Below are 18,827 nucleotides of genomic sequence, written 5' to 3' on the forward strand. Positions count from 1 at the left end.
CCGCATTAGTAAGTACGAATCTTCGGCGGGAACGCCGGACGCAGTTTCGGTTCCATGTTGACGCTACGACGCGTCATGGTTTCCGACTCTGGCAGATACAGGGAATGGCACAGCCAGTTTTCGTCATCACGATCCGGGAAGTCGAAGCGGCTATGCGCGCCACGGCTTTCGGTACGGAAGTTTGCCGACATCGCCGTCGCGAACGCGGTTTCCATCAGGTTATCCAGCTCCAGGCACTCAACGCGCTGGGTGTTGAACTCGCTGGAGGTGTCGTCCAGACGGGCATTTTTCAGACGCTCGCGGATCGCTTTCAGCTGCTCAAGACCTTTGGCCATCGCGTCGCCTTCGCGGAATACCGAGAAATTGTGCTGCATGCACTCCTGCAGCGCTTTACGGATTTCAACCGGATCTTCGCCGTTACGGTTACCGTTCCAGCGGTTGAGGCGCTCAAGAGAGGCATCGATTTCTTCGTCAGTTGCGTCACGCAGCGCGCCCTGCTCGGCAATGGATTCCTGCAGATGCAGACCCACCGCACGACCAAACACTACCAGGTCCAGCAGCGAGTTGCCGCCCAGACGGTTTGCGCCGTGTACGGACACGCAGGCAATTTCGCCTACGGCGAACAGGCCAGGGATAACCACGTCTTCGCCCTGCTCGTTCACGGTAAGCGCCTGACCGGTCACTTTGGTCGGAATACCGCCCATCATGTAGTGGCAGGTTGGGATAACCGGAATCGGCTCTTTCACCGGGTCGACGTGGGCGAAGGTGCGGGACAGTTCCAGGATGCCCGGCAGACGGGATTCCAGCACCTCTTTACCCAGATGGTCGAGCTTCAGCTTCGCGTGTGGACCCCATGGGCCGTCACAGCCGCGGCCTTCACGGATTTCGATCATGATGGAACGCGCCACCACGTCACGACCCGCCAGGTCTTTCGCATTCGGGGCATAACGCTCCATGAAGCGCTCGCCGTGTTTGTTCAGCAGGTAGCCACCTTCACCACGGCAGCCTTCTGTTACCAGCACGCCCGCACCGGCGATACCGGTTGGGTGGAACTGCCACATCTCCATATCCTGCACCGGCACGCCCGCGCGGATAGCCATACCGACACCGTCACCGGTGTTGATGTGGGCGTTGGTGGTGGACTGGTAAATACGGCCTGCGCCGCCAGTCGCCAGCACGGTAGCGCGGGCTTTGAAGTAAACCACTTCACCGGTTTCGATGCACAGCGCGGTACAGCCGACGATCGCGCCATCGGCGTTTTTCACCAGATCCAGCGCGTACCACTCGGAGAAGATGGTGGTGTGGTTTTTCAGGTTCTGCTGATACAGGGTGTGCAGCAGCGCGTGGCCGGTACGGTCAGCCGCCGCCGCGGTACGTGCCGCCTGCTCGCCGCCGAAGTTTTTCGACTGGCCACCAAACGGACGCTGATAGATGGTGCCATTTTCCAGACGGGAGAACGGCAGCCCCATGTGATCCAGCTCCAGAATCGCTTCCGGGCCGGTTTTACACATATATTCGATGGCATCCTGGTCGCCGATATAGTCGGAACCTTTAACCGTGTCGTACATGTGCCATTCCCAGTTATCTTCGTGGGAGTTACCCAGCGCAACGGTGATACCGCCCTGCGCAGACACAGTGTGGGAACGGGTCGGGAACACTTTAGAGAGCAGCGCACAGGTCTGGCCGCTCTGGGAAATTTGCAGTGCGGCACGCATACCTGCGCCACCGGCACCAATTACAACAGCATCAAATTCTCTGACTGGCAGTTTCATTACACACCCCACACCACAACGAATCCATAAATAACGTAAACCACCAGTGCAACAACAATGGCCAGCTGCAGCGGGAGGCGAACGCCTAACGGTTTTACGTAATCGGTCAACACCTGCCACATGCCAATCCAGGCATGAATAAGGATGGAGAACAGGGCCAGCAGGGTGAACACTTTGGTGAAGGCGGATCCGAAGAACCCACTCCAGATTTCCCACGTCAGCGTGCCGCTGGTCGCGAAGAAACCGATCATATAGATGATGTAAAGGGTGAGAACGATAGCGGTAGCACGGACCAGAATGAAGTCATGTACGCCGTTGCGTCCTAATGCGGAGGCGTTGCTTACCATACGAGAACTCCTGCGAGAAGTGAAAGCACGACAGTAATCACAAATGAAATGTTTGCGGAGCGTTTCCCGGCTTCGAAGGTCTCTTCGAGATAACCAAAGTCCATCAGCATATGGCGAACACCCACGACGACGTGGTATGCCAGCGCGGTCAGAATGCCCCACATGATGAATTTCACGAAGAAGCTGTTCATGATGGCCGAAGCCTGGAGGAATCCTTCAGGGGAAGAGAGGCTGGTGCCCAGTAACCACAGCAAAATACCGACCGCCACAAACGTAATCACACCAGAAACACGGTGCAGAATGGACGCTATTGCTGTTACGGGGAACCGGATCGTTTTCAGATCCAGATTGACAGGTCTTTGTTTTTTCACATTTCTTATCATGAATAACGCCCACATGCTGTTCTTATTGTTTCCTTCCTCCGGACTGCGATGCGGGTCAAGCAGCGTTCCTTTTCTATAACTGCGCGTCATGCAAAACATTGCTTCCAGATGCTAAAACGACACGTTACAACGCTGGGTGGCTCGGGATTGCAGGGTGTTCCGGAGACCTGGCGGCAGTATAGGCCGTTCACAAAATCATTACAATTAACCTACATACAGTTTGTTGGGTTTTCTCTGGAACAGTGATCAGGGTCACGATAACAACATCTTTTTAATTTTTAATCATCTGATTTGACAAATGTTAAACAATATTGTTACAAACGTCATCAGAAAAGGCATATAATGCGCAAAAGTTATGAGGTCTCTCTTTCACCTGACAAATAGTTATGTAACAGTGTGATGGTATTGACCGAAGTTATCAGGACAGTTATTAGTGATATACAGGTTTGAATAATTCGGACTGCAAAAACGCTGATTTGCTGTTGTTTCACTGATATTTCATTCGTTTACCTGCAAGGCGCCATAGCTCTGTACCCTGGTTACTCCTCGTGAGCTGAGCGGTAAGCCAAATAACAATCTGGTAACGGTGATTAACAGCTGAATGCAAATCCGGTAAAAGCAGTCTTAAGCATAAGGCGCTAAGGAGACCGTAAATGGCTGATACAAAGGCAAAACTCACCCTAAATGGTGATGATGCTATTGAACTGGATGTGCTAAAAGGCACGCTCGGTCAGGATGTTATTGATATCCGTACGCTGGGTTCCAAAGGAGTATTTACCTTTGACCCTGGATTTACCTCTACCGCATCTTGCGAATCCAAAATCACCTACATTGACGGTGACGAAGGTATCCTGCTCCATCGCGGCTTCCCCATCGATCAGTTAGCCACCGAATCCAACTACCTGGAAGTGTGCTACATCCTGCTGAACGGCGAAAAGCCGACGCAGGCGCAATACGATGAATTCAAAACCACCGTAACCCGTCACACCATGATCCATGAGCAGATTACCCGTCTGTTCCATGCGTTCCGTCGTGACTCTCACCCGATGGCGGTGATGTGCGGTATTACCGGTGCGCTGGCGGCGTTCTACCACGATTCTCTTGACGTGAATAACCCGCGTCACCGTGATATCGCGGCGTTCCGTCTGCTGTCCAAAATGCCTACCATGGCGGCGATGTGTTACAAATACTCCATCGGCCAGCCGTTTGTGTACCCACGTAACGACCTCTCCTACGCCGGTAACTTCCTGCGCATGATGTTCTCCACGCCGTGCGAAGAGTACGAAGTGAACCCGGTGCTGGAACGCGCAATGGACCGTATTCTGATCCTGCACGCTGACCACGAACAGAACGCCTCTACCTCTACCGTCCGTACCGCAGGCTCTTCAGGCGCGAACCCGTTCGCCTGTATCGCTGCGGGCATCGCCTCCCTGTGGGGACCGGCGCACGGCGGCGCCAACGAAGCGGCGCTGAAGATGCTGGAAGAGATCAGCACCGTTGAGCATATTCCTGAGTTCGTGCGTCGTGCGAAAGACAAGAATGACTCCTTCCGCCTGATGGGCTTCGGTCACCGTGTTTACAAAAACTACGACCCGCGCGCCACCGTCATGCGTGAGACCTGCCACGAAGTGCTGAAAGAGCTGGGTACGAAAGATGATCTGCTGGAAGTGGCGATGGAGCTGGAACACATCGCGCTGAACGACCCGTACTTCATCGAGAAGAAACTCTACCCGAACGTCGATTTCTACTCTGGCATTATTCTGAAAGCGATGGGCATTCCGTCTTCCATGTTCACCGTGATCTTCGCCATGGCGCGTACCGTGGGCTGGATTGCGCACTGGAACGAAATGCACAGCGAAGGCATGAAAATTGCTCGTCCTCGTCAGCTGTATACCGGCTACGAGCAGCGTGATTTTAAGTCTGATATTAAGCGCTAATAAACACGCCCGGCGGCGCTTCGCTTGCCGGGCCTACAAGTGCGAAATGTAAGCCGGGTAAGGCGTAGCCGCCACCCGGCTTTTTTACGTCTGGCACCGAGGACACCAGTAAAACGGTCGTGAAGAGAGCGTGGTCTTCTCAATTATCCCGCCGCACCGCTCGCACTTCTTACCCGCCCGATGAAACACCTTGAACCGGAACAGCGCCCCGTGATGCTTGTTCTCATCCACCACGCCGCGCGTGTTGTAAGACAGCCGCGGAATATCCAGCAGCGCCTGCGACAGCGCCTCCAGCTGTTCATCGCTCAGCTGTGAGGCCTTGTGCTGCGGCGCCAGCCCCACTTCCCAGAGGATCTCCACCCGCAGGTAGTTACCTAATCCGGCCAGGAATGCCTGATCGAGCAACAGCCCGGAAAACTGACGGTTGCGGAATTTTGGTGATAACAGACGTGCCTTCACGTCGCTCGCCGTCAGGCGCATGTCCAGCACGTCCGGCCCGACGCGCTGAAGAAATGGATGCGTGAGCAGCTGCTCCGGCGTTAACATTTCGATATCTGACGCGCTGTACAGCAGGATCGCCTTATCCGCCGTTTGCAGCCTGACGCGCAGCACGCGGGTGGTTTGCGGCTGTTCACCCGACTCCACCACGCGCCAGACGCCGTAAAGCTGGTTATGGCTATATAACGTCAGGTTATGGGAAAAATGCGTGAGCAACGCTTTGCCGCGCGTTTCAATGTGGGTCACCGTCTGCCCCACCAGCTCTGATTCAAACGGTTTTAGCTGAGGAAAAGCAAACCAGACATCGGTCAGGGGTTTGCCCTTGATCGCCGCCTCCAGGCTATCCGCCGCGCGGCGGATCTCCGGACCTTCTGGCATTTTTGTATCCTTATCGTCATTATTCGGCGCTGACGAGGATGCCCTCTTCAGAGAACGCTGCCCGCAGGCGGCGCGCGAACTGGAGCGCATGCTCACCGTCGCCGTGTAAACACACCGTATCGGCCTGAACAATTGCCGAAGTTCCATCCACGGCGGTAACCCGCCCGGCGCGCACCATCTCCAGCGTCTGCGCCAGCGCTTTGCCTTCATCAGTAATCAGCGCACCGGCCTGCGTGCGCGGAACCAGACTGCCGTCCGGCATGTATCCCCGATCGGCAAAGACTTCCTGCCGCGTCGTCAGCCCCAGCCGCTCTCCGGCGCGAATAAGCTCGCTGCCCGCCAGGCCCACCAAAATCAGCTGCGGATTGCAGTCCCGCACCGCGCGGGCAATGGCGTCCGCCAGAGCAGCATCTTTCGCCGCCTGATTGTAGAGCATACCGTGCGGCTTCACGTGGCGCAGCACGCCGTGCTCAGCGCGCACCATCACCTCCAGCGCACCGATCTGGTAGAGCATTTGCGCGTAGATCGTCTCAGGGGGCAGATCCATCGCCGTGCGGCCAAAGTTCTCCCGGTCAGGGAAGCTCGGGTGAGCGCCAATCGCCACGCCGTTTTTAATGGCATTACGCACGCTCTCCAGCATGGTTTGCGCATCCCCCGCGTGAAAGCCGCAGGCGATATTGACCGAGGAGACCAGGGTCATCAGTTCCGCATCGGCGCTGCTGCCCTCCCCAAGATCGGCGTTTAAATCAATTTTTACCATCAAGCCTCCACGCCAGCTGTTCGAGATAACGCTGCTGATCCTGCCGCGCTTTCAGCGCCTCCTCCAGCGAACACTGTACGAAATGAATCGGCTGGCCGAGAGGAATTTGCGCCAGATGGTAGCGATCCGCGTCGATAATACAGGCAATGCGCGGGTAACCGCCGGTGGTTTGCGCATCGTTCATCAGCACGATGGGCTGCCCGTTGCCCGGCACCTGAATCACGCCCGGCAGCAAGCCGTGGGAAAGCAGCTCCCGGTCCGTCGTGCGGGTCAGCGGCTGCCCCTGCAGACGGTAGCCCATGCGGTTACTCTGCGGGCTGATCTTCCACGGCGCGCGCCAGAACGACTCTTTAGAAGCCTCATCAAACTCCTGATATTCCGGTCCCGGCAAGGCACGGATCACGTTCCCCCACAGCAGTTGTTTTACGCCCTGCGTGGTGGAGAAATGGCGCGCTGACGGCTTAATCGCCAGGCGATCCCCGTCGCGCAGCAGTCGCCCTTCATGTCCGCCGATGCCCGCTTTTTGATCGGTACTGGATGAACCCAATACCTCCGGCACGTCAATGCCCCCCGCCACCGCAAGATAGCTACGCACGCCGTGGAGCGGACGTTTAAGCGTCAAGCGCTGCCCGGCCTTCGCCCGCAGGCGCCAGCCGGTCCACACCGCTTTGCCGTCCAGCGTCGCGTCGCAGCCCGCGCCGGTTAAGGCGAACCAGGTCTCCTGACCAAACTCAATCACACACTGACCCAAGGTAATTTCTAGCGCCGCCGTACTGCCCGGGTTGCCGACCAGCAGGTTGGCAATCTCCAGCGATGGGCGGTCAAGCGCGCCGCAGTAGCTCACACCGGACTGGCGCATGCCAAAGCGCCCGGCATCCTGAACGGAGGTGTAAAGCCCCGCGCGAATAAGCGTTAACATACCCCCTCCTTCTGCGGGATAAAGCGCAGGGTATCACCCGGTTGCAGGAGGATCGGCGCATCCTGCCCCGGTTCAAATAGCGGCATGGAGGTGTGCCCGATAAGCTGCCAGCCACCCGGTGAGGTAAGCGGATAAATTCCGGTTTGTTCACCGCCAATCGCCACCGTTCCCGCGGGAACGCTCAGGCGCGGTTCGGCCCGACGCGGGGTATGCAGCCGGGGAGATAGTCCGCCCAGATACGGAAAGCCCGGCTGAAAACCCAGAAACCAGACGACGTACTCCACCGAGCTGTGCAGTTCAACAACCTGCTTTTCCGTGAGCCCACAGTGTTCGGCTACTACGCGCAGATCGGGGCCGCCCTTACCGCCATAAACAACCGGGATCTCGATCGTCCTCGATTCCGGCTCCAGCGCTTCGCTCTCCTCCCACCAGCGCTGCAGGCGCTCAATCGCATCCAGCGCCCCCGTGTGCGGGTTACGCAACACCACCGTGATATTATTCATACCCGGAATGGCCTCAACGACGCCCGGCATGTCGGGCAGACGCTGTGCCAGCCGCCAGATACGCTTCTGCGTGGCGAGCGTAACCGGCGGTTCAAGCTCCAGAACGACTGCGGTTTCACCCAGAAGATAACAACGCGCTCGCTGCACTTAACTACCTCTCATCAGGCCGGATTAGGAATATCAATAAAAGTCACATCAAGATCGGTATTTTCCGTCAGCCACTCGCTGAGGGCGCGAATACCGCCGCGCTCGGTAGCGTGGTGGCCTGCCGCGTAAAAATGCAGCCCCTGCTCGCGCGCAGAGTGAACCGTCTGCTCGGAGACTTCGCCGGTAATAAACGCATCGACACCAAAGCGCGCGGCGCTGTCGATAAAGCCCTGACCGCCGCCGGTACACCAGGCCACACGCTTCACCTTATCCGGCCCGGTGTCGCCGCACCACAGCGGACGACGCCCCAGGCGCGCCTCGATCCAGGAAGCCAGCTCCAGGCCCGGTACCGGCATCGACAGTTCACCCCACGGCACCAGCGGCTCGATTTCGCCCATTACGGTAATCCCCAACAGCTGCGCCAGCTGAACGTTATTCCCCAGTTCCGGATGTGCATCCAGCGGCAGATGGTAACCGTACAGGTTGATGTCATTCGCCAGCAGCGTTTTGAGGCGATTGCGCTTCATGCCGCGAATAATCGGCGATTCGTTTTTCCAGAAGTAGCCGTGATGGACAATCACCGCATCGGCGTCCTGACGCACCGCCTCATCCAGCAGCGCCTGGCTTGCCGTCACGCCGGTGATGATTTTCTGCACCGTTTCGCGCCCTTCCACCTGCAGGCCATTCGGGCCGTAGTCGCTGAAGGAGGCGGTATTAAGCTTTTCGTTAATCAGGCGTTCCAGTTCACTGTTTTTCATCATCATTCTCTCAAACTTTTCGTGCGGCCTCGTACGCCGCCAGCGTGGCGACGCGCGCCTGTTTATGGTCAACGATCGGGCGGGGATAATCGAGCTTTACGCCCTGTTTATCCGCCCATGCCCACGGGTCGTGGATCGCTTTTGCAGGAACGTTCCTGAGCGCGGGCAACCAGCGGCGAATAAAGTCGCCGTTAGCATCAAATTTTTGCCCCTGGGTAGTCGGATTAAAAATCCTGAAATAGGGAGCCGCATCGGTGCCGGTAGAGGCCGCCCACTGCCAGCCGCCGTTATTCGCCGCCAGGTCACCGTCAATCAGCTGAGAAATAAAATAGCGCTCCCCGACGCGCCAGTCGATAAGCAGATCTTTCACCAGGAAGCTGGCGGTAATCATTCGCAGACGGTTGTGCATCCATCCGGTTTCATTTAGCTGGCGCATGGCGGCATCAACAATCGGAAAGCCCGTCTCCCCTTTTTTCCAGGCCTGTAAAAGTGCCTCATCGTGCTGCCATTTAACGTTATCGGTCCAGGGAATGAACGGACGATGCTTACAGAGATCGGGATGATACGTCATCAGATGGCGATAGAATTCACGCCAGATAAGTTCGTTCAGCCACACCGAGCCCGCCCCTCCGTCCAGCGCCTGCGGCTGTTCGGCCAGAAGACGATGTAAACACTGGCGAGGAGAGAGCACGCCCAGCGCCAGGCTTGCCGATAAACGGCTTGTCCCTTCAATTGCCGGGAAATCCCTGCGCGCGTCGTACTCTCCAGCACCCTGTTTGCAAAACTGGCGCAGCTTCGCAATAGCGGCCTTCTCATTGGCAGGAAACAGTAGTTCATCAAATGCCTGTTGGGGATAGTTAAACGTTAATTCAGGCTGATTGGTTATAACCTCCCCTCTGACGGCGGGCGCAGGTACGCACTCCGGCAGCGCCTCTTTCAGGCGTTTAACAAAAGCATTTTTAAACGGCGTAAACACTTTATACATTTCGTGACCGCCAGTCATCACGCTGCCCGGTGCCAGCATCACGCTGTCATCAAATCCCTCACAAACCACCTCTTCGAGCATTTTCTCCAGCTGGCGGTCCCGCTGCTGTTCGTTCAGTTCGTACTGGTAGTTATAAAAAAGATGTGTAACTCCGTTCTGCTGGCATATCTCCTGCAGCATATGAAGCTGCGCGGTAAAATCGCTGACCTCTTTGTAGATCAGCGGAATGCCTTTTTCGGCAAGCGCGCGTTGCAGTTCGTTCAGATGGGATTTGAGGTAAGCCGCCTGCCGCGGAGCCATATCGTGCTGCCGCCACTGCTCGGGCGTAGCCATAAACAGAGCCAATACGTTAGCGTCTTTGGCGCGACAGGCCGCCGCGAGTGCGATGTTGTCATGTACGCGCAAATCCGCGCGAAACCAAACCAGATGGGTGGGCATAAAACTCCAGGCGAATATCCATTATGTCCATAAGGGCATGCCGTAAAAGGAAAAAGCATGCATTGAACTACTTTGCCATGAAGTGTAGACGGGATGAAATAAAAAAGGCCGCTCAAGGCGGCCTTAACGCTACTTGTCCTGCGCTATCGTAGTTAAAGCGACAAACACATTCGGTTCATCGCTCTTTACAACGAGTACGCTGGCGACAATGAACGCGATGCAAAAATAGCGTTTCATTATGCGGTCCCTGCAGCTAACCGCTCCACCGTTCACCACCGGTGATAAGTCGGTGGACACAAGCCCGGGTAGGCGGGCTGCTTTACGGCTGTAAATACACCTTTCCCAGGACCGATGCCCATTTGCGAGATGGCGGAAAGGGACGCAGCATCATAATTAACATCCGCTATAAAGGTAAGATACTCGAATAAAATTAGGAATTTATAAAGGTTTCGAGGGGTTGCCATCTGATTACAGGAGGGTATGATAAGAATCCCGGGTAGGGGCTGCAAGACCACCCAACGGACCGCGAATCCCGAGGGACAAAAAAACCGCCATATTGCTATTGGCGGTTTTTTTTATAGCTACGCGTCAGCGTCGTTTCAGTAGAAATCGCAGGTCGCTTTCTCGGCCTGATCCATCCACACCGGCTTTTCGCTGGTTTTCGCCCAGACGCGGTGCAGATAACTGTAAAAACGCGCACGATCTTTCCAGAACAGCATCACCGGCAGGGCCAGCACGCCAGCCACTACGGCGAAAGTGCGACGCATGAACACGATATGAGCCGGATACTCTTTATAAAGATCCATATTTTTCTCCCCTGTAGTTGGCCGGAAATCTTCTCCGGAAAATGTGAAATCTGTGACCTGGCTAAAATAATATCGCTTTGCGTGTAATTTTACTACTCATCCGACCACTTATTTTTATCCATTTAGTGAATATTTACACTTCCGCCGTAATTAAGTTACAAAAAAGTTAACAGTTTACTTATCAATAGTTAATTTGTGGCCTTTGGCATTTTTATACTTTTTTTACATCCGCCCTCCGCATTTTTGCGAAATCTTTGCGCCGTAAATCCTACCGTTAGCACAACAACAAAAGTCACCCGGAGGTGGATTGTGAGTGCAGGTCTTATTGCCGGCATCGTGCTGGTGTTCCTGTTATTGGGTTATCTGGTCTATGCCCTGATTAACGCGGAGGCATTCTGATGACTGCTCAGGCGTTTTTGCTTATTGCCAGTTTCTTAGTGGTATTGTTCGTTCTGGCAAGGCCGCTGGGAACGGGACTGGCACGGCTTATCAACAACGTCCCCCTGCCCGGCACGGGAAGCGTTGAGAAAGGGATCTGGCGCGTACTGGGAATCGACGATCGGGAGATGAGCTGGCGTGAATATCTGATCGCCATTCTGCTGCTGAATATTGTCGGGCTGATTGCACTTTTTGCCATGCTGATGCTTCAGGGCATCCTGCCGCTGAATCCGCAACAGTTGCCGGGCCTGTCCTGGCACCTGGCGCTGAATACGGCAGTCAGTTTCGTTACCAACACCAACTGGCAGTCCTATGCCGGTGAAACCACGCTCAGCTATTTCAGCCAGATGGCTGGGTTAACCGTGCAGAACTTCCTCTCTGCCGCCAGTGGTATCGCGGTAATTTTCGCGCTGACGCGTGCGTTTGCGCGTCAAAAAATCAGTACTCTGGGTAACGCCTGGGTGGATTTAACGCGCATTACGCTGTGGATCCTGCTGCCGATTGCGCTGCTTATCGCGCTGTTCTTTATTCAGCAGGGCAGCCTGCAAAACCTGCTGCCTTACACGCCTTATACCTCGCTTGAAGGCGCAAAACAGCTCCTGCCGATGGGGCCAGTGGCGTCACAGGAAGCCATCAAGATGCTCGGGACGAACGGGGGCGGCTTCTTCAACGCCAACTCGTCGCATCCGTTTGAAAACCCTACCGCCCTGACCAATTTTGTGCAGATGCTGGCGATCTTCCTGATCCCCGCTGCGCTCTGCTTTGCCTTTGGTGACGTGGTCAACGATCGCCGTCAGGGCCGCACCCTGCTCTGGACCATGTCGCTGATCTTCGTGGTCTGCGTGGCGCTGGTGATGTGGGCGGAATGGAACGGTAACAGCCATTTCATGCAGCTTGGGGCGAATAGCAATATCAATATGGAAGGGAAAGAGAGCCGCTTCGGCATTCTCGCCAGCAGCCTGTATGCGGTGGTCACTACGGCGGCCTCGTGCGGGGCGGTGAACGCCATGCACGACTCTTTCACCGCGCTTGGCGGCATGATCCCGATGTGGCTGATGCAGATTGGCGAGGTGGTGTTTGGCGGCGTGGGTTCAGGTCTTTACGGCATGCTGCTGTTCGTACTGCTGGCGGTATTTATTGCCGGTCTGATGATTGGCCGCACCCCGGAATACCTCGGTAAAAAAATCGACGTTCGCGAGATGAAGTTAACCGCGCTGGCGATTCTGGTCACCCCGGCGCTTGTGCTGCTCGGCACCGCGCTGGCGCTGATGACCGAGGCCGGACGCAGCGGCATCTTTAACCCCGGCATTCACGGCTTTAGTGAAGTGCTTTATGCAGTCTCCTCTGCCGCCAACAACAACGGCAGCGCCTTTGCGGGCTTAAGCGCCAACTCACCGTTCTGGAACTGCCTGCTGGCGTTCTGCATGTTCGTGGGTCGCTTCGGGGTCATTGTGCCGGTCATGGCGATTGCCGGATCGCTGGTGAATAAGAAAATTCAACCGACCACCACCGGGACATTACCGACCCACGGCGCGCTGTTTATCGGCCTGCTGACGGGCACCGTGTTGCTGGTCGGCGCCCTGACCTTTATCCCCGCCCTCGCGTTAGGCCCGGTCGCGGAAACTCTCTCTTTACGCTGATTTTGCGGAGTATTTGTCATGAGTCGTAAACAACTGGCCCTGCTCGAACCGACGTTAGTTCGTCAGGCGCTTATGGATGCGGTCAAAAAGCTGAGCCCGCGCGTGCAGTGGCACAACCCGGTGATGTTTATTGTCTGGGCGGGAAGCGTCCTGACCACCGCCCTGGCGATTGCCATGGGGACGGGCCACATGCCGGGAAACGCGATGTTTACCGGCGCCATCAGCCTGTGGCTGTGGTTTACCGTGCTGTTCGCCAACTTTGCGGAAGCGCTGGCGGAAGGCCGGAGTAAAGCGCAGGCCAACAGCCTGAAAGGGGTGAAAAAAACGGCGTTTGCGCGCAAGCTGCGTGAGCCGAAATACGGCGCGCAGATGGACCACGTTCCGGCGGATGAACTGCGCAAAGGCGATGTGGTGCTGGTGGAAGCCGGAGACATCATCCCCTGCGACGGTGAAGTCATTGAGGGTGGCGCATCGGTAGACGAAAGCGCCATTACCGGAGAGTCCGCGCCGGTGATCCGTGAATCCGGCGGCGATTTTGCCTCCGTGACGGGCGGGACGCGCATTCTTTCCGACTGGCTGGTGATCCAGTGCAGCGTCAACCCGGGCGAAACTTTCCTCGACAGGATGATCGCCATGGTGGAAGGCGCCCAGCGCCGTAAAACACCTAACGAAATCGCCCTGACCATCCTGCTGGTGGCCCTGACAATCGTCTTCCTGCTGGCAACCGCGACGCTGTGGCCGTTCTCCGCTTACGGCGGCACCGCGGTCACCATCACGGTGCTGGTGGCGCTGCTGGTCTGCCTGATCCCCACCACCATCGGCGGCCTGCTGTCGGCCATCGGCGTGGCCGGCATGAGCCGCATGCTCGGTGCAAACGTCATCGCCACCAGCGGGCGTGCGGTTGAAGCAGCCGGTGACGTGGATGTCTTGCTGCTGGATAAAACCGGGACCATTACCCTCGGTAACCGCCAGGCGTCCGAATTCTTACCCGCTCCGGGCGTGGATGAAAAAACGCTGGCGGACGCCGCGCAGCTCTCCTCGCTTGCCGATGAAACCCCTGAAGGTCGCAGTATCGTGATCCTCGCCAAGCAGCGTTTTAACCTTCGCCAGCGCGACGTTCAGAGCCTGCATGCCACCTTCGTGCCCTTCACGGCGCAAACCCGCATGAGCGGTATTAACATTCAGGACCGGATGATCCGTAAAGGCTCCGTTGACGCCATTCGTCGCCACATTGAGGCAAACAATGGCCACTTCCCGCCAGAAGTGGACAGCCTGGTCGAAAGCGTGGCCCGTCAGGGGGCCACGCCGCTGGTGGTGGCAGAAGGCTCGAACGTGCTGGGGGTGATTGCCCTGAAGGATATCGTCAAAGGCGGCATCAAGGAGCGCTTTGCCCAGCTGCGTAAAATGGGCATCAAAACGGTGATGATCACCGGGGATAACCGTCTTACCGCCGCGGCGATTGCCGCCGAGGCGGGCGTGGATGATTTCCTTTCCGAGGCCACGCCGGAAGCGAAGCTCGCGCTGATCCGTCAGTATCAGGCGGAAGGCCGTCTGGTCGCCATGACCGGTGACGGTACCAACGACGCCCCTGCCCTGGCGCAGGCCGACGTGGCGGTGGCGATGAACTCCGGTACCCAGGCGGCAAAAGAGGCGGGGAACATGGTCGACCTCGACTCAAACCCAACCAAGCTGATTGAGGTGGTGCACATTGGCAAGCAGATGCTGATGACGCGCGGTTCGCTGACCACGTTCAGTATCGCTAACGATGTGGCAAAGTACTTCGCCATCATTCCGGCCGCGTTTGCCGCGACCTATCCGCAATTAAACGCGCTGAACGTGATGCACCTGCACTCCCCGGCATCGGCCATTCTGAGCGCCGTGATCTTTAACGCCCTGATTATTGTCTTCCTGATCCCGCTGGCGCTGAAGGGCGTGAGCTATAAGCCACTTACGGCGGCCGCCATGCTGCGCCGCAACCTGTGGATTTACGGCCTGGGCGGGCTGGTGGTGCCTTTCATCGGTATCAAGGCTATCGACCTGCTGTTGACCCTGTTCGGGCTGGTTTAAAAGGTGAATCAAATGACAATGTTACGCCCCGCTATACTTCTGTTTATTCTGCTGTCTCTCATTACCGGCGGGCTGTACCCGCTGGTAACTACCGCGCTGGGCCAGTGGTGGTTTAAGGATCAGGCCAACGGCTCGCTGATTATGCAAAACGGTGAAAATCGCGGTTCGCGCCTGATTGGTCAGAACTTTACGGATGCTCGTTACTTCCAGGGTCGCCCTTCCGCCACTGCCGAAAGCCCGTATAATCCGATGGCATCCGGCGGCAGTAACCTGGCGGGCAGCAACCCTGAGCTGGATAAAGCCGTTGCTGAGCGCGTGGCAGCCCTGCGCGCTGCCAATCCTCAGGCCAGCCGTGAGGTGCCCGTCGAGCTGGTAACCGCCTCGGCCAGCGGGCTGGACTACAGCCTGACCCCGGCAGCAGTGGCCTGGCAAATCCCGCGCGTCGCCGCCGCCCGTCAGTTGACCATCGAACAGGTGAGCAAGCTGGTTGCTGAGCACACGCAAAAACCGCTGGTCAGCTTCATCGGCATGCCCGTGGTGAATATTGTTGAGCTGAATCTGGCGCTGGACGCGCTAAGGAAAAACTAAATGACCGACGAGCCCATGCGCCCGGATCCGGACAGGCTGCTTGAACAGACGGCTGAAGCCCATCGCGGCAAACTGAAAATTTTCTTTGGCGCCTGCGCGGGCGTCGGGAAAACCTTCGCCATGCTGACAGAAGCCCAGCGGCTTCGGGCGCAGGGGCTCGATATTCTGATCGGCGTGGTTGAAACCCACGGACGTAAAGAGACGGCGTCGCTGCTGAAAGGGCTGGCTACCCAGCCGCCCCGCCGCATCAGCCACCGTGGTCGGTTAGTCACTGAGTTTGATATTGATGCCGCCCTCGCCCGCCGTCCCGCCCTTATCCTGATGGACGAACTGGCGCACAGCAATGCGCCAGGATCACGCCACCCAAAACGCTGGCAGGATGTTGAAGAGCTACTTGAAGCCGGCATCGATGTTTTCACGACGGTTAACGTTCAGCATCTGGAAAGCCTGAACGACGTGGTCAGCGGCGTGACCGGCATTCAGGTGCGAGAGACGGTGCCGGATCCCTTCTTTGATTCCGCGGACGAGGTGGTGCTGGTCGACCTGCCCCCCGATGATTTACGCCAGCGCCTGCATGAAGGCAAAGTCTACATCGCCGGCCAGGCCGAGCGCGCCATCGAACATTTTTTCCGAAAAGGTAACCTGATTGCCCTGCGCGAGCTGGCTCTGCGTCGTACTGCCGATCGCGTCGACGATCAGATGCGCGCCTGGCGCGACCTGCAGGGCCAGGAGCGCGTCTGGCATACGCGGGATGCCATCCTGCTGTGCGTGGGGCACGGCAGCGGCAATGAAAAGCTGGTCCGCACCGCTGCGCGCCTGGCAGCCAAATTTGGCAGCGTCTGGCATGCAGTGTATGTCGAAACGCCGCAGTTGCACGCTCTGCCCGAAAACCAGCGCCGCGCGATCCTGAGTTCGCTGCGCCTGGCGCAGGAGCTGGGCGCTGAAACCGCAACGCTCTCCGATCCACAGGAAGATAAAGCCATACTGCGCTACGCGCGAGAGCATAATCTGGGGAAAATTGTCATTGGCCGCCGCCAGCATCGCCGCTGGTTTAGCCGCGAATCCTTTGCCGACAAGCTGGCCCGCCGCGCGCCGGATCTTGATCTGGTGATCGTGGCGCTGGATGACAAGCCCACGCCGTTACCCAGCCGCGCCCCGGACAGCCGAGCCTTCAGCGATAAATGGCGCATTCAGCTTCGCGGCTGTTTTGTCGCCGTTGTGCTCTGCGCCCTGATCACTATTATTGCCAGCAAATGGCTGATTGCCTTCGACGCGGCCAACCTGGTGATGATCTACCTGCTTGGCGTAGTGGTGGTGGCGCTCTTTTACGGACGCTGGCCGTCGGTACTGGCGACGGTGATCAACGTCATCAGCTTCGATCTATTCTTTATTGATCCTCGCGGGACGCTCGCGGTTTCAGACGTGCAATACATCCTCACCTTCGGCGTGATGCTCACCGTCGGGCTGGTGATCGGGAACCTGACGGCCGGCGTGCGCTACCAGGCGCGTATCGCCCGCTATCGCGAACAGCGCACGCGCCATCTGTATGAGATGTCTAAATCGCTGGCGGTGGGCCGTACGCCGCTGGATATTGTGCAGACCAGCGAGCAGTTTATTCGCTCGACGTTTCATGCCAGCAACCTGATTTTACTCCCTGACGAACACGGTAAGCTGCGCCCGCTGACGTCGGCCTCAGGCATGACGCCCTGGGATGAAGCCATCGCGCGCTGGAGCTTTGATAAAGGGCTACCCGCGGGCGCAGGGACTGACACCCTGCCCGGCGTGCCCTATCAAATTCTGCCGCTGCGCAGTGCCGATAAAAATCAGGGGCTGGTGATTGTTGAGCCCTCCAACCTGCGCCAGCTGATGATCCCCGAACAGCAGCGACTGCTGGAGACCTTTACCCTGCTGGTTGCCAGCGCGCTGGAACGGCTGGCGCTCACCGCCAGCGAAGAACAGGCCCGGCTGGCGAGCGAGCGGGAAAGCATTCGTAACTCGCTGCTGGCGGCGCTGTCTCACGATCTGCGTACGCCACTTACCGTCCTGTTTGGCCAGTCAGAAATTCTGACGCTGGACCTGGCAGCGGAAGGCTCCAAACACGCCCTTCAGGCCAGCGAAATCCGCCAGCATGTGCTGAATACCACGCGCCTGGTGAATAACTTGCTCGATATGGCGCGTATCCAGTCAGGCGGTTTTAACCTCAAAAAAGAGTGGCTCACGCTCGAAGAAGTGGTGGGCAGCGCGCTGAAAATGCTCGAACCTGGCTTAGGCGGGCGGCATATTGCGCTGAACATGCCCGAGCCACTGACGTTAATTCACGTTGATGGCCCGCTCTTTGAGCGGGTGCTGATCAACCTGCTGGAAAATGCCGGCAAATATGCGGGTGCCAGCGCCCGGATTGGCGTGGATGCTACGGTGGACGATGGAACGCTTCATCTTGACGTCTGGGATACCGGACCGGGCATTCCTGCCGGGCAGGAGATGGCTATTTTTGAAAAATTCGCGCGCGGCAATAAGGAGTCGGCCATTCCGGGCGTGGGGCTGGGGCTGGCGATTTGCCAGGCAATTATTGACGTCCATGGCGGGACCATCTCCGCGGAGAATCGTCCGGAAGGCGGCGCGCGTTTTTGTGTTACACTTCCTCTGGAAACCCCGCCAGAACTTAATGAATTACCAGAGGATTTGTGATCAACGTTCTGATTGTTGAAGATGAGATCGCCATTAGCCGGTTTCTGCGCGCTGCGCTGGAAGGCGATGGTCTGCGCGTTCATGATGCGGGTACGCTTCAGCGGGGTTTAATTGAAGCCGCCACCCGCAAGCCGGACCTGGTGATCCTTGATCTTGGCCTGCCGGACGGTGACGGCATTGATTTTATCCGGGAAGTGCGTCAGTGGAGCCAGATGCCGATCCTCGTGCTCTCGGCCCGTACAGAAGAGACGGATAAAATCGCGGCGCTGGATGCCGGGGCGGACGATTATCTGATTAAACCTTTTGGTATCGGCGAGCTACAGGCTCGCCTGCGCGTGGCGCTGCGCCGCCACAGCGCAACCACGCCCGCTGACCCAACCTACACGTTTGGGGATATCCGGGTTGACCTGGCCGCGCGGCGCATTGTGCGCGGCGATGAGGAAATTCACCTCACGCCAATAGAATTTCGCCTGCTCGCCGTACTGCTCAACAACCACGGCAAGGTACTCACCCAGCGCCAGCTGTTAAGTCAGGTGTGGGGACCCAATGCTGTAGAACATAGTCATTATCTACGCATATATATGGGACATCTTCGTCAGAAACTCGAAGTCGACCCCGCTCGCCCTCGCCATCTATTAACTGAAACCGGTATCGGTTATCGGTTTATGCTTTGAATAACTATTCACTTTATTTTTAAATAAAACGAAATCCCTCAGAAAATATTTCACAAATAACCCATGCGTTATTTTTGCGGGTTATTTTCGCTCATTTAAAA

Annotated in this window: 17 protein-coding genes; 7 read left to right on the top strand and 10 right to left on the bottom strand. The window is 57.2% G+C overall.

Annotated elements, in window-relative coordinates:
• Positions 1-5 precede the first annotated feature (5 nt).
• From sdhA to sdhC, 3 genes are read right to left on the bottom strand one after another with little or no spacing between them, the layout of a single operon-like run.
• Positions 6-1,772: a succinate dehydrogenase flavoprotein subunit gene (gene sdhA, locus URZ40_RS09815; protein WP_320720476.1), complete on the bottom strand. Its 1,767-nt coding sequence runs from the start codon at positions 1,770-1,772 to the stop codon at positions 6-8.
• Positions 1,772-2,119 (bottom strand): succinate dehydrogenase membrane anchor subunit, encoded by a 348-nt coding sequence (gene sdhD / locus URZ40_RS09820; RefSeq protein WP_296269967.1) that lies wholly within the window; start codon positions 2,117-2,119, stop codon positions 1,772-1,774. The genes sdhA and sdhD overlap by 1 nt, the downstream gene beginning before the upstream one ends.
• Positions 2,113-2,517, bottom strand: coding sequence for a succinate dehydrogenase cytochrome b556 subunit (gene sdhC / locus URZ40_RS09825; RefSeq protein WP_020684965.1), 405 nt, complete (start codon positions 2,515-2,517; stop codon positions 2,113-2,115). The genes sdhD and sdhC overlap by 7 nt, the downstream gene beginning before the upstream one ends.
• A gap of 638 nt (positions 2,518-3,155) precedes the next feature.
• Between sdhC and URZ40_RS09830 the strand changes: the two genes are divergently transcribed.
• Complete coding sequence (locus URZ40_RS09830) at positions 3,156-4,439, top strand: citrate synthase (protein WP_047347070.1); 1,284 nt, start codon at positions 3,156-3,158, stop codon at positions 4,437-4,439.
• 84 nt (positions 4,440-4,523) lie between these two features.
• Here the strand turns inward: URZ40_RS09830 and nei are convergent, their stop codons facing one another.
• From nei to URZ40_RS09865, 7 genes are all read right to left on the bottom strand, one after another.
• Positions 4,524-5,315: an endonuclease VIII gene (gene nei / locus URZ40_RS09835; protein WP_320720478.1), complete on the bottom strand. Its 792-nt coding sequence runs from the start codon at positions 5,313-5,315 to the stop codon at positions 4,524-4,526.
• A 19-nt stretch (positions 5,316-5,334) separates the two neighbouring features.
• Positions 5,335-6,075, bottom strand: coding sequence for a 5-oxoprolinase subunit PxpA (gene pxpA, locus URZ40_RS09840; RefSeq protein ID WP_116343908.1), 741 nt, complete (start codon positions 6,073-6,075; stop codon positions 5,335-5,337).
• On the bottom strand, positions 6,062-6,994 hold the full coding sequence (gene pxpC / locus URZ40_RS09845; protein WP_316380481.1) for a 5-oxoprolinase subunit PxpC: 933 nt from the start codon (positions 6,992-6,994) through the stop codon (positions 6,062-6,064). Before pxpC ends, pxpA begins: the two co-directional genes overlap by 14 nt.
• Positions 6,988-7,644 carry a 5-oxoprolinase subunit PxpB gene (pxpB, locus tag URZ40_RS09850; RefSeq protein WP_166710450.1) on the bottom strand — a complete coding sequence of 219 codons (657 nt, stop codon included), beginning with the start codon at positions 7,642-7,644 and terminating at the stop codon, positions 6,988-6,990. The genes pxpC and pxpB overlap by 7 nt, the downstream gene beginning before the upstream one ends.
• A 14-nt stretch (positions 7,645-7,658) precedes the next feature.
• Positions 7,659-8,402: a type 2 GTP cyclohydrolase I gene (locus URZ40_RS09855; protein WP_116343919.1), complete on the bottom strand. Its 744-nt coding sequence runs from the start codon at positions 8,400-8,402 to the stop codon at positions 7,659-7,661.
• A gap of 10 nt (positions 8,403-8,412) precedes the next feature.
• Positions 8,413-9,825 (bottom strand): deoxyribodipyrimidine photo-lyase, encoded by a 1,413-nt coding sequence (phrB, locus tag URZ40_RS09860; RefSeq protein WP_320720479.1) that lies wholly within the window; start codon positions 9,823-9,825, stop codon positions 8,413-8,415.
• A gap of 599 nt (positions 9,826-10,424) precedes the next feature.
• Positions 10,425-10,631, bottom strand: a complete 207-nt coding sequence (locus URZ40_RS09865; RefSeq protein ID WP_014069366.1) for a YbfA family protein — start codon at positions 10,629-10,631, stop codon at positions 10,425-10,427.
• A gap of 309 nt (positions 10,632-10,940) precedes the next feature.
• On the opposite strand from URZ40_RS09865, the gene kdpF reads away from it, so the two are divergent.
• From kdpF to kdpE, 6 genes are read left to right on the top strand one after another with little or no spacing between them, the layout of a single operon-like run.
• Positions 10,941-11,030, top strand: coding sequence for a K(+)-transporting ATPase subunit F (gene kdpF, locus URZ40_RS09870; protein WP_014069365.1), 90 nt, complete (start codon positions 10,941-10,943; stop codon positions 11,028-11,030).
• Positions 11,030-12,709, top strand: a complete 1,680-nt coding sequence (kdpA, locus tag URZ40_RS09875) for a potassium-transporting ATPase subunit KdpA (protein WP_320720480.1) — start codon at positions 11,030-11,032, stop codon at positions 12,707-12,709. The genes kdpF and kdpA overlap by 1 nt, the downstream gene beginning before the upstream one ends.
• An 18-nt stretch (positions 12,710-12,727) precedes the next feature.
• On the top strand, positions 12,728-14,776 hold the full coding sequence (kdpB, locus tag URZ40_RS09880; RefSeq protein ID WP_116343903.1) for a potassium-transporting ATPase subunit KdpB: 2,049 nt from the start codon (positions 12,728-12,730) through the stop codon (positions 14,774-14,776).
• Positions 14,777-14,788: 12 nt separating this feature from the next.
• Positions 14,789-15,364 (top strand): potassium-transporting ATPase subunit KdpC, encoded by a 576-nt coding sequence (kdpC, locus tag URZ40_RS09885; protein WP_316380485.1) that lies wholly within the window; start codon positions 14,789-14,791, stop codon positions 15,362-15,364.
• On the top strand, positions 15,365-18,052 hold the full coding sequence (gene kdpD / locus URZ40_RS09890) for a two-component system sensor histidine kinase KdpD (RefSeq protein ID WP_116343901.1): 2,688 nt from the start codon (positions 15,365-15,367) through the stop codon (positions 18,050-18,052). It begins immediately after the preceding gene.
• Entirely contained in the window at positions 18,049-18,726 is a 678-nt protein-coding gene (gene kdpE, locus URZ40_RS09895) for a two-component system response regulator KdpE (RefSeq protein ID WP_024908812.1), read from the top strand. The genes kdpD and kdpE overlap by 4 nt, the downstream gene beginning before the upstream one ends.
• Positions 18,727-18,827: the final 101 nt, after the last annotated feature.

This window comes from Enterobacter sp. 296B2, from assembly GCF_034106185.1.
GTDB lineage: Bacteria > Pseudomonadota > Gammaproteobacteria > Enterobacterales > Enterobacteriaceae > Enterobacter > Enterobacter cloacae_N.